General features: G+C 39.0%; 1 pseudogene. It reads right to left on the bottom strand.

Annotated elements, in window-relative coordinates:
* Positions 1–413, bottom strand: a pseudogene (locus tag AB4653_RS27200) (methyl-accepting chemotaxis protein); the annotation flags it as partial.

The raw sequence follows: 413 nt of genomic DNA, 5'->3' as shown, positions 1-413 counted from the left end.
AATTCATCTGTGTTTTGTATTGTTTTAGTGACCTTATCAATTTCTTGGATTGTTTTATTTAAAATCTCGGTTCCGTGCTTTGCAACTTCAGTTGCTGAGTTTGCTGAGGTAGCTCCACTTTCTGTATTCTGCGCTACCTCGTTAACTGCGGCCTGCATTTCTGTCATGGCCGATGCAACAGAACTCAACTCTAATTGTTGATTTTGCATTCCTGAAGCCGTTTGAGCTGATATTGCACTCACCTCTTCCACCGCTGCTGTTAATTGAATTGTAGAATCACTCACCTCTGAGACTAAAGAATGCAAATTATTTTGCATTGATACTAACTCTTTCAGCAAAGTACCAAGTTCATCTTCAGTTAACTCTCTTTCGTCAATTGTATTATTCAACTGACCTTTAGCTATCTGAGAAGC

Origin of the sequence: Vibrio sp. 10N.222.48.A3, from assembly GCF_041475345.1 — a bacterium.
GTDB classification, from domain to species: domain Bacteria; phylum Pseudomonadota; class Gammaproteobacteria; order Enterobacterales; family Vibrionaceae; genus Vibrio; species Vibrio tasmaniensis_A.
The sequence above is the reverse complement of the archived record's forward strand: the minus strand, read 5'-3'. Positions and strand labels throughout refer to the sequence as shown.